This is a genomic window from Flavobacterium sp., from assembly GCF_036405015.1.
Classification (GTDB): Bacteria; Bacteroidota; Bacteroidia; order Flavobacteriales; family Flavobacteriaceae; genus Flavobacterium.
The window spans coordinates 1-12,003 of sequence record NZ_DASWYK010000241.1; the positions used below are offsets into that span (position 1 = coordinate 1).

Below are 12,003 nucleotides of genomic sequence, written 5' to 3' on the forward strand. Positions count from 1 at the left end.
TTTTTGATTTTTAATTTATGTAAGATAAAACATTAATACAATCATGCTAAAAATTAAAGAATTTCTAAGAAAGTTTATAGGGCCTCTTGAAGGATGAAAGTACTCTCTACTACTACCAAAAGAGCCTAAAAAGCTAGTTAGTTTGTTGTCTATATTGCTTGTTCCAATATCTATAGCACTTTCGACTAAAGCACCTAAAAAACCTCCGCCAGCAGTTTGTGAAGCTTTTTTCTTGATGGATTGTTTAGTGTCATTATATCCTTTATTTACAGATTCTTGCCCTTTCCTGATAAAACCTCGATCTTTATTTTCTTGGTTTTCATTTACTTTTATCCAATAGAACCAAATGATGCAAATTGCACTTAAAAAGAATAAAATTTTTGTATATGTTTGAGAATAAATTAAGGCTGATGATAAAAAATAGTTAAAAGCTACGTTCGAAATTATCAAAGGCCAAAGTGGACTATTTGCTCTATCTTCTTTCAGATTACTGCCTAGTGAAAATAAATAACAAAGAATAACAATTATTAATGTAAGATAAGATACAAAAGTAAAGTTTTGAAATTGAGAAGTTATAAAATTCATATTGTTTATTTTTAAAATTACAAAGCTGGTGCATGTTTCCCTTTTCCAGCTCCATTAGGATGTCTGCTACAAGAACTAGAAGTTAGGCTTGAAAGACTTGAGTTTGAAGTACCGCAATATTTGCAGCTGTATTTTGTTTTTTCAGAGCCTTCATACAGTTTATGCTTCCCTTTTCCTGGGCCAAGAGGATGACGCGAGCAAGAACTCGAAGTTAAACTTGAAATGCTTGATGTTTTAGTACCGCAGTATTCACAATAAAAATTTGGCATATTTTAAAAAATTAAGGGGTTGAAAACACAAAAATAGAAGAACAGTCGATCTGAAAAGGCTTATCTTTTTTGGGAGGCTTTTTTCAACATGAAAGGTGCTTTCTGGCCTAAAAACAAAAAAAGCACTCGTCAAACGGCAAGTGTTTTAATTTAGAAGTAGAGGAATTAAACGGCTAACAAAATGGTTACTGTTGTACCATTGTTTTCAGTAAAATCAATTTCGACAGAATTGTTTTTTGAATCTAAAAGTGAAAGTCGCTCTTTGGTAAGTTGAATTCCTTTTGATTGATGGAGTTTATTTCTTTTAGCAGTTTTTGCTCCCATTCCGTTATCGATAATTTTGCATTCTAAAATAGTTTCTGAAACCATTTTAAAAGTGATTGCAAACTTCGGGTTAACGCTAGATTCTGTAAAAGCATGCACAAAAACATTTTCTACAAAAGGCTGTAAAAGCATGGTGGGAATTTCTGTTAGAAAAGCTTCTATTTCATCTGAAATTATGATTTCATAATCGATAGGATTTTGTAAACGTTTATTTTCAATTTTGATATACGCTTCTAGGTATTCGATTTCTTCCTCGATTGTGATTTTTTGTTTAGATGAATTTTCAAGGGTTTTGCGAATCAATTTTGCAAATCCGCTTATATAATTCATTGCGTCCTTAGTTTCGTTAGTCGAAATATAGGATTGAATGGTATTCATAGCATTAAAAGTAAAATGCGGATTCATTTGACTCAGTAAAGCTTCTAGTTTAGTCTCGGCAATACGACGCTGAATCATGATTTTTTCATTTGATTTTCTTTTCATTCGTAGAAAAATCAATAAAAGAATAACCAATAAACTTATCGATAACAGTGTTATAAACCACCAGCTCAACCAAAATGGAGGTTGAATATAAAGTTGTAGAATGTTGAATATTTTTGATTTACCAGCGTTCATATCAAAAACTTCAATCATGACATTGTAGTTTCCTGCAGGTAGATAAGGGAGAAACAAATTCGTTTTTTCGCTGTACGGACTCCATCGATTATCGTTGTCCAAACGATATCTAAATTTTAATTTGTTCGGAAACGGATGCCCCTTTGGAATAAAATCTATAGAAAACGAATTGTGTTTATAATCTGTAACGAGTTGTTTGGAATTGTATCTAAACCATTTATATTCGGATGATTTTAAAGGAATGTTGTTGATAGCAATTTGGCTGATTCCAATTTCAGAAACCGTTAATTGTGTTGCCGTTAAACGATTTAAATCTATCGTATAAAAGCCTTTTTGAGTGCCTAACCACAAATTGTTTCCAAAAATTTGTGAGGTCGTTATTTTAGAATCTTTTAAACCTTGTTCTTTGTCAATCAATCTAATGATTCCGTTTTTGTAGATATTGATACCTTTTTCAGTACCAATTAAAATATAATCTTTGTACGTTTCGAGAAATAAAATGGTATTTCCGATAATTTCTTTCTTCGAAATTTTCTTCAGGATTTTAAAAGATTTGGAATCGTCAATTACAAAAACATCACCAAATTCGGCTGCTAAAATAAGTTGGCCTTTGTTGTTTTTTGTGATGTGTTTGAATTTTTTCTCGTTCCAGATTCCATCGGTCAAATACGATTTAAATTGACCTTTTTCATGTACAAACAAACCATTAAAAACAGAAATAAGATATGTTTTCTGCTTGGTGTTTAAAATTTTTACAATGTCTAGAGGAGTATGTTTGTCAAATTCAGAAAAATGTCTGGCTTTTAAATGAGGCAAATCATCATAAACACGTACTCCGCCATAAGGAATGGTTTCTATGAATTTATTATCATTTGTAAAACCAATTTTATAAGTGTGAATCGGACTGTAACCCATTATTTTGCCGTCAAAATTAAGTTCGAAGATCCCAATATTACTGGTTACCCACAAAGAATTTTGATGCTTTAAAATTTCGTAAAAATCGATTTTGTTTTCAGGAATATTGTAATCGAGTTCATAATATCCGTCTGCATGTGTAGGTAGTTTTGATTTTGTTTTTTTGATGAAATCATTCTCATATTTTTTAAAGTCAGTTAAGGAAATGCTTTTTGATGGAGTATTTTCATCATTTAAAAATGTAATTCCGTTTTGATGCAATATTATTTTTTCTCTTTTAACAGATTCAAAATCAATAATGCTTTGATTATTAAAATTATAATAATTAATGATTTGGTCTAGTTGGACTTCATAAATTCCATTGTCTTTTGAACCTACATAAAGAATGTTTTTTTTAGCATTGTAGACCACATTCAATAGGTTTTTGGATGTAATTCCGTATGATTCTGAGATGTCTATCATTTTATCATCAGAAATAGTGTAAAGTCCGCCGCTTAAGTCAAAAACGCCCCATGCAGCTGCATATAATCTGCTTTGATTATCTTCTGTAAAATCCCAAACTATAGAATTACCAAATGGTTTTAATTTCTTTTTATCTGAAATGAAATCATCAATTTCAAAGCGGTCGACAAAACCTTTATTTCCAGAATAAATAATGCGGTCATAAACTCCTAATCCGTAAAGGAATTTATGTCTAAAAACGGTCTGAATTACGGGTAGATTGTCTTTGTAAACTATTGTAAATAAACCTTCATTTATGGTAGAAAAATAAATTTGATCGTTGAAAACAAAAAAATCCGAAACTAAAAAAACGCCAAATTGAGGAAGAATGCCTGTTGGAACTACAACTTTATTCGTTTTAATATCTATTATTGCTGGTCCAAATTCAGTTCCAGCGTATATTTTATTTTTGAATGAAAATAACTTACGAACCCTTTCGCTAGGTAATTTTTGATTTTTATTAAGAACAGTAAATTTTGTACCATCAAATTTGGTAACGCCACCACTATAACTTGCAAACCAGATATTTCCATCTGTATCTTCGGTAATATCCCAGCAACTATTGTGACCTAAACCATTGCTTTCGTCAAGATTGGTAAACATGCCGTTTTCCATTCTCGAAACACCATTTTCTGTTCCAATCCATAAAACATTTTTGGAATCTAAAAATAAAGCCCGAACGGCATTGTTAGGCAGACCTTCTGTTGTGGTGTAATTTCTGGATGGAAAATATTGGCCAAAACTAAAAATTGGAATTAAAAGGAGATAAACACAAAAAGTAATCTTACTTTGTGATAGCATCTATAAGTTTGTTTTTTGTGAATTTTTTGTCTGAAACCTGAATTTCATGACCTGAAGACATTATGAGCTTAAAATCTTCTGATTTGAATTTTTTGATATGTTCACAATTTACTAAAAAACGTCTGTGGACTTTTAAGAATCTTTTTTCTAATGTTAATAATTCACAGACCTCTTTAAAAGATTTTGTAACACAATGTTTGTGATCTTTAGTTTGAATTTCGGTATAAACACCATCTGATTCACAAAATAAAATTTCATTAACCTGAACGACATCAAAACCTGATTTTGTTCGAAATATAATTTGCTGTTTTTCTGGAGATTGACGGTTTTCTTTTAGTACTTTATATTTGTTAAAACCGTATTTTTTTTCAAGAGCAAAATCCAATTTATCGATTGCTGTTTTGAATTCATCGTCATCATATGGTTTTACTAAATAATCTAAAGCACTGTTTTTTATAGCTTTAAGTGCGAACTCTTCAAAAGCTGTTGTAAAAATAATTTCAAAAGGAACGGTTTCAAAGTAAGAAAGTAAATCAAAACCATTTTCACCTGGCATTTGAATGTCAAGAAAAACGAGGTCGGGAGAATGTTTTTTTATAGCGAGTAAAGCCGATGGAACAGAACCACATTCTTCAACTATTTCGATTTTATCGTTATAAATTCGTTTGCAGGTGCTGCTTAAAAGGTCTCTTGCAGACGATTCGTCATCAACAATAATGGCTTTAATCTTCATTTTATTTGTGGCATTTAGAAATAATTTTCATCTCAGGTTTTTTATTTGTACAATTCAAATATTCTTAAAAATATATTATTTGTACTGATATGAGTTGAAAAACCAAATATAATATATTCTGTATGAATATATCTATGAATTTTAAAGCGTAAAAGAAAAAATTATTCAATCGTCATCGCACGAAGTTTTGTTCTGTAAGCCTCAAGAGCAATAGATTTAGAAATAAAACCGTAGTATTTTCCATTTCTTAGAACTGGAAGAAAAGCTGATTTAGTGCTTTCAAATTTCTTCATCACAATTTCCATACTGTCAAAAGAAGAAATAGTCACTAATGGCGTTTTCATAACGTCTTTAATTTGAGTGTATTTGACGCGATATGTGTTGAAAATAATTTCACGAATATCATTAAAATGTACAACACCAATCAAATCTTTCTCATTGTTTACCACTGCAAAAACTACTTGATTGGAATGCGAAATAAGGTCAACTAGTTTGCCAAGGTTTTCGTCAGGATGAACCGTCAAATAATCGCACTGAATAATCGTATCGATATCTAAAGTTGAAAGAATGTTAGAGTCTTTGTTGCTGGTAAAGGCATGTCCTTTTTTAACCAATCCTTTTACGTCAAGCGAATACTTTTCGTAACGTTTAGAGATTGCAAAACTAATTGAGGAAACAATCATAAGCGGAATCATTAATCCGTAACCTCCAGTGATTTCTGCGATTAAGAATATGGCAGTTAAAGGTGCATGGAATAATCCACTTAAAATTCCGGCCATTCCAACCATTGTAAAATTGGTAATTGGAAGTTTTGATAAACCAATAAGTGTTATAAGCTTAGAAAAGAAATAACCTAAATAAGATCCTAGAAATAGAGAAGGAGCAAAGTTTCCTCCGTTTCCTCCACTACCGATAGTCAATCCAGAAGCAAAAACTTTCATCATCATGGTTGCGCCAACAAAAAGCAATAAAACCCACTGATTGTTTCTAAAATCGGCAAACAATGTATTGTCTAATAATTTTCCGGGATCGGTTTCAGATAAAGTTCTGATACTTTCATAACCTTCACCAAATAGGGTTGGGAAAATAAAAATCAATAAGGCTAAAAGTGAAGAACCAATTAAAGCTTTTTTATATGGATCTATTTGTTGTTTGGCAAAGTAATGCTCGACTTTCTGAAAATTTCTAGAATAATAAATAGCCACTAGGCCAGTAAGAACTCCTAAAATAACATAAAAGGGAATATTATGAAAATCGAAAGTTTCTTGTTTTTTAAAACTCAAAAGAATGCTTTCATCCAAAACAATTGCAGAAACTAATGCACCTGTTGCAGCCGAAATCATGATAGGCGTAAAGGCAGAAATGCTTACGTCTACAAGTAAAACTTCAATGGCAAAAAGAACTCCGGCAATTGGAGCGTTAAAAGCAGCTGCAATTCCAGCAGCAACACCACATCCAATTAATAAGGTTCTGTCTTTGTAATGCATTTTATAGTTCTGTGCAAAATTAGAACCAAACGCCGCACCTGTAATTACAATTGGACTTTCTAAACCAGCAGAACCTCCTAAACCAACTGTTAAGGAACTGGTCACAATCTGAGCATACATTTGCTTTCTCGGAATAATACTTGCCTTTTTTGCAACAGCATAAAGTATTTGAGAGGTTCCTTTTTGAATGCTTCCGTTAAGAACTTTTTTTACAACAAAAACAGTTAGCACAATACCAACAATTGGCAGGATACTATTAATAAAACTCAATTTTAGAATTCCGTTAATATAGGTTGCAAATGAGAAAACACTGTGTGCGAATGCTTTAAGTGCGATTACAGCAAAAGAACACGATATTCCGATAAGAACGCTTGATAAAAAGAGAAATTGCTTTGGAGTCATTAAGGATTGCGCCATTGCAATTATGCTTTCTAGTCTTCTGAAATATTTTTTTAGCATTCTTTCTTTAAAATTATCGTTCTTACAAAATTAGTTTATAATCTTAGATTAAAAAAATAAAAACGAATAACAATTAAAATCCAACCGAAGTATCATCTCCTCTAAAATCGGCTCCGCCTTCTAATTTATTGTCTGGTAAAACCAAAATAGCATCTACTTTTCCGATAATTGGAGTTGGTTTTTCGTTGATGATATAATTTTTGGCTTTTAGCTGATCAATTGTTTTTGATGCAAAAGTATTCGGTTCAAAAGTAATTAAATCAGGAAGCCATTGATGATGAAAACGCGGTGCGTTTACTGCTTCCTGCATGCTTAAATTATATTCGTAAACATTCAAAATAGCTTGTAAAACAGACGTAATAATAGTTGATCCGCCTGGAGTTCCAACGACCATGAATAATTTTCCATTTTTTTCTACAATTGTTGGTGTCATCGAGCTTAGCATGCGTTTTTGTGGAGCAATGCTGTTAGCTTCATTTCCAACTAATCCAAACATATTTGGAGAACCTGGTTTGGCGCTAAAATCGTCCATTTCGTTATTTAAAAAGAAACCTAATTCATCACAATAATATTTCGAACCGTAGCCATCGTTTAAGGTTGTGGTGGCTGCAATTGCGTTTCCGTATTGGTCTACGATCGAATAATGTGTCGTTTCGGTACTTTCAGCATAATTGACTTTTCCTTCTTTTATTTCTGTAGATAAAGTGGCTTTTTCAGGATTGAAGTTCGCCATTCGATCACGTAAATAAGTTTCATCCATTAATTCTTTGATCGGAATTTTTACAAAATCTGGATCTCCCAAAAAATAACTTCTGTCTGCGTATGCTCTTCTTTCAGCTTCTACAATTACTTGAATGGCTTCGGGTGAATTATGTCCCATTTTGGCTAAATCATAAGGTTCCAGCATTTTGAGAATTTGAGCCAGACAGATTCCACCACTGCTTGGTGGTGACATCGAAGTAATTTTTAAATCTTTATAAGTAAATTGAAGAGGTTTACGCCATTTTGCTTCATATTTCGCCAAATCATTCATGGTGATGATTCCACCTTTTTTGTGAAGGTAATCCACTAAGATTTTAGCTGTTTCGCCTTTATAGAACTCATTTCTTCCTTTTTTCTGAATTCTTCTTAAGGTTTTGGCAAGAGCGGGATATTTTATAGTGTCATTTTCTTTGTAAGCTTTTGATGCTGGAGAATCTTCGCCGTTTATTTTTACAATTCTATCGTGATAATCGCTTAAACTTTTCTCTTGTTTTTTGGTCACTATTACGCCTCTTTCTGCCAAAGCAATTACTGGTTCTAAAATTTTAGAAATTGGCATTGTTCCGTATTTTTTATGAACAGCAAAAACGCCAGCAATAGTTCCTGGAACTCCAATTGCAAGGGCAGTTTCGGTACTTTTTCCTTTTATAACATTTCCTTCATTGTCTAGAAACATGTCTTTTGTAGCGGCTAAGGGCGCTTTTTCGCGATAATCTAAAGAACCTACTTCTCCATTTGCTTTTCGATACACCATAAATCCGCCACCGCCTATATTTCCGGCAAACGGAAAAGCAACCGCCAATGCCAGTTCAGTTCCGACCATAGCATCAAAAGCATTGCCGCCTTTTTTCATAATGTCAGATCCAATTTTTGAAGCTTCTTCGCGAGCAGAAACCACCATTGCTTTTGTAACTACTAATCCCGTCGGATTTGTCTGTTGTGCGTTACCGCTGATGTATATAAGAGCTATTAAAAGCGTAATTTTTTTCATGTGTAATAAGTTTGTAATGTAGCAATTTGCTGTTAAAGCGAAAGTAGTTTTTCTCCAGCTTGTTTTCTTATTTCTTCAAAGAATAGAGTAAATTCTTCTTCAAAATCATCGTAAAATTCATTTAATTCTTCTATCGCATATTGCATCTTAGAAATGTTCTTAGATCTTCGATCCATTTGTGTCAGAATTTGATGGATTCCTTCAGTTGTACGATAACTTAGAAGCCAGTTTCTCTCAATCATATATGGCATTAAACCTTGTGTTTTTTCGGTTAAAATATCATAATTATCATGTAAAGAATTGTAAAATCTATTGATGAAACTCTCTAGTTTTTCATCAGAATATTGTGTCCAGTTTTTAGCCAGAAAATGATCGTAAACAATGTCTACAATAACTCCAGAATAATGGTGATATCGGTCGTGTAAGCGTTTGGTGCTTTTTCTGAAAATATCATGAGAATCGGTATAGGTATCAATGAATCGATGCAGTAAAATTCCTTTTTGAACATCTTCTGGAAAATGCTCAAATTGTTTTCCGCGAATTCCATCGGCCATAAAATTCCCTATTTTAATCAAATCATTTTCTCCGGAAAGATATATATGGGCTAAGAAATTCATTTTTTTAATTTTCTAAGAACCTCAGTGGTTAAGATTCTAAGTTATTTTAGTAAATGTATAAAAACTTTTTCAAATCATTTTGTTATAAAAACAACACATTACAAGTGGTTTCTTACAAGTTAAAATTAAAATCTTAGAAACTTAAGGGCTTAGTAACCCGGTAACTTTTTTATATTTGTAAAAAATAACCCTAACTCACAAAAATGACTCTAATAAAATCTATTTCTGGAATCCGTGGAACAATCGGAGGAAAAGTGGGAGATAATCTGACTCCTGTTGATGCAGTTAAGTTTGCATCGGCGTATGGAACTTTCTTAAAAAATAATATCAATAAAGATAAATTGACAGTTGTTATTGGTCGCGATGCCAGAATTTCTGGACCAATGATTCACAATTTAGTTGTAAATACTTTAATTGGTTTAGGAATCAATGTTATTGATCTTGGACTTTCTACAACACCAACTGTTGAAGTTGCTGTACCTTTGGAACAAGCTGACGGTGGAATTATCTTAACAGCATCTCATAATCCGAAACAGTGGAATGCTTTGAAATTATTAAATGCAAAAGGAGAATTCTTAAGCGGTGCTGATGGTGCCAAAATTCTTGAAATTGCAGAAGCAGAAGCTTTTGATTTTTCTGATGTAGACAGTTTAGGCGAAATTATTTCAAATGATGCTTACATGGATATTCATATTGATGAAGTCTTATGTTTACCATTAGTTGATGTTCAGGCTGTAAAAGATGCTAAATTTAAAGTGGTTGTTGATGGAGTAAATTCGTCTGGAGGAATTATCATTCCTAAAATTCTTAAATTAATGGGGGTTGAAGTGGTAGAATTATACTGCGAACCAAACGGACATTTTCCTCATAATCCAGAACCATTAAAAGAACATTTAACCGATATCTCTGAATTGGTTGTAAAAGAAAAAGCCGATTTTGGAATTGTAGTTGATCCAGATGTTGATCGTTTAGCTTTTATCAGCGAAGATGGAGAAATGTTTGGCGAAGAATATACTTTGGTTGCTGTTGCTGACTATGTTTTAAGTAAAACTCCTGGAAATACAGTTTCTAACATGTCATCTTCTCGTGCTTTAAGAGATGTTACTAAGGCACATGGTGGAAGTTACGAAGCAAGTGCAGTAGGAGAGGTGAACGTTGTTGAATTAATGAAGAAAAACAATGCTGTGATTGGTGGTGAAGGAAATGGTGGAATTATCTATCCTGAATTGCATTACGGACGTGACAGTTTGGTTGGAGTTGCTTTGTTTTTAACACATTTGGCAAACAAAAAAATGTCAGTTTCTGCGTTGAGAGCTTCTTACCCAGAATATTATATGAGTAAAAATAAAATTGAATTGACTCCACAAATTGATGTTGATGCGATTTTGACTCAAATGACAGAGAAATATAAAAATGAAGATATTTCGACTATTGATGGTGTAAAAATTGATTTTGCTACAGAATGGGTTCATTTAAGAAAATCAAATACAGAACCAATTATTCGTATTTATACGGAAGCACCTTCTCAAGAGGCAGCAGATAAATTGGCACTTCGTATTATTGACGAAATTAAAGTAATCGCTGGAATCTAATATTTTCAGTTTTTAAAATAAAAAAAGCCTCTTTTGAAATTTTCGAAAGAGGTTTTTATTTTTTTCATTCCGTAGGAATGTCTCGTCGGTAGTAAATTTAGATTCGGATTATACGTTCCGTAGGAACGTTTGATTAGTGTCACCGATGTTCATATTTTACAAACAGATGTCCCTACAGGACATTTTACCAAATAATATTTTTTTTCTACCGACCAGATATTCCTAAGGAATATTAATCAATCTTTAGTTTTTAATGATTTTAATTGATTTCTTGCTATTTCCGTAAGAAGCAGAAAGAAAAAAGTCCGAAAAACAAGTACTGCTTTTCGGACTTTTTAAAATTATTTTGATTGGATTCGATGTTTCCATCTTTTGTGAGTCCATAAATAGAATTCAGGTTTTGCTAGAATTTGTTTTTCGACTTCTTTTAGATACATTTCTGTGATTTCGAAATCTTTAAAATCCTTCGGATTATCTGCAAGCGAAAGAAATGTTGCTTCATAAAATCCTCTTTTTACTTTTTCTACTTTTACCATAATGACTGCCAAATCGTATTTTTTTGCCAGCATTTCGGCACCTGTATGAACAGGAACTTCAACTCCCATAAATTTCATCGAATGAAAAATTCTATCCAGTTTAGGAGACTGATCACTTGCTAAACCATACATACTTAGAACTCCGTCACGCTGGTTTTGCGCCATTGTCGGAATTGCTTTTCTGGTTTCGATCATTTCGGTATTGTATTTAGAGCGAATTTTTCGAACCAATCGATCAAAGTAAGGATTGGCTAGTTTTTTATAAACCGCAACGCCCTGAAATCCAAGTTTAGGATTAATCGTTAAAAGCCACTCATAACTTGCATAATGCGAAGCTACAAGAATGACACTTTTCCCTTTTTTAGCATAATCCAAAACAAGATCGATGTTAGTTACATGGAATCTTCTCTCCATTTCTTCAGGAGACATGCTCATTGTCTTCACCATTTCCAGAAACATATCGCACATATGTTTATAGAATTTCTTTTCGATATCTTTTCTTTCAGAATCGCTCAGATGCGGCAAAGTTAAAGCCAGATTCTCGCGAACTACTTTTTTACGATATCCAATGACTCTGTAAATCAGAAAGTATACAAAATCTGAAAATAAATAAAATATACGAAAAGGAAGAATAGAAATTAGCCAAAGTAAAGGATAGGCCAAAATATAAACGAGAAACTGCATGTAAATTTTTTTTACAAAGATAAATTAAAAATGATTAGTGATTGATATTTTGCTTTCGTGCTAACATATCTTTAAGAATGAGTATATTTACAATTCACAATAATTAAGATTTATGAATATCATTTTAGTAGG

The 12,003-nt window shown here is 32.4% G+C and carries 9 protein-coding genes; 1 reads left to right on the forward strand and 8 read right to left on the reverse strand.

The features are described 5' to 3' along the window. Window positions 1-15 precede the first annotated feature (15 nt). The 7 genes from VGE71_RS21045 to VGE71_RS21075 form a co-directional block, all read right to left on the reverse strand. Entirely contained in the window at window positions 16-585 is a 570-nt protein-coding gene (locus tag VGE71_RS21045) for a hypothetical protein (RefSeq protein ID WP_331140073.1), read from the reverse strand. Window positions 586-602: 17 nt separating this feature from the next. Further along, window positions 603-854, reverse strand: a complete 252-nt coding sequence (locus VGE71_RS21050; RefSeq protein ID WP_331140074.1) for a hypothetical protein — start codon at window positions 852-854, stop codon at window positions 603-605. Between the two features lie 165 nt (window positions 855-1,019). Next, entirely contained in the window at window positions 1,020-4,010 is a 2,991-nt protein-coding gene (locus VGE71_RS21055; protein ID WP_331140075.1) for a sensor histidine kinase, read from the reverse strand. Next, entirely contained in the window at window positions 3,994-4,743 is a 750-nt protein-coding gene (locus tag VGE71_RS21060; protein ID WP_331140076.1) for a LytR/AlgR family response regulator transcription factor, read from the reverse strand. Before VGE71_RS21060 ends, VGE71_RS21055 begins: the two co-directional genes overlap by 17 nt. A gap of 161 nt (window positions 4,744-4,904) precedes the next feature. Next, window positions 4,905-6,689 carry a chloride channel protein gene (locus tag VGE71_RS21065; RefSeq protein ID WP_331140077.1) on the reverse strand — a complete coding sequence of 595 codons (1,785 nt, stop codon included), beginning with the start codon at window positions 6,687-6,689 and terminating at the stop codon, window positions 4,905-4,907. Window positions 6,690-6,762: 73 nt separating this feature from the next. Then, window positions 6,763-8,442: a gamma-glutamyltransferase gene (gene ggt / locus VGE71_RS21070; RefSeq protein ID WP_331140078.1), complete on the reverse strand. Its 1,680-nt coding sequence runs from the start codon at window positions 8,440-8,442 to the stop codon at window positions 6,763-6,765. A 32-nt stretch (window positions 8,443-8,474) separates the two neighbouring features. Continuing rightward, a complete protein-coding gene (locus VGE71_RS21075; RefSeq protein ID WP_331140079.1) occupies window positions 8,475-9,059 on the reverse strand; it encodes an acyl carrier protein phosphodiesterase in 585 nt (194 codons plus the stop codon). Between the two features lie 203 nt (window positions 9,060-9,262). Here VGE71_RS21075 and glmM point away from each other — a divergent pair, with 203 nt between their 5' ends. Next, a complete protein-coding gene (glmM, locus tag VGE71_RS21080) occupies window positions 9,263-10,651 on the forward strand; it encodes a phosphoglucosamine mutase (RefSeq protein ID WP_331140080.1) in 1,389 nt (462 codons plus the stop codon). A gap of 341 nt (window positions 10,652-10,992) precedes the next feature. Here glmM and VGE71_RS21085 read toward each other — a convergent pair whose 3' ends face one another. Next, window positions 10,993-11,871, reverse strand: a complete 879-nt coding sequence (locus tag VGE71_RS21085; RefSeq protein ID WP_331140081.1) for a lysophospholipid acyltransferase family protein — start codon at window positions 11,869-11,871, stop codon at window positions 10,993-10,995. Window positions 11,872-12,003: the final 132 nt, after the last annotated feature.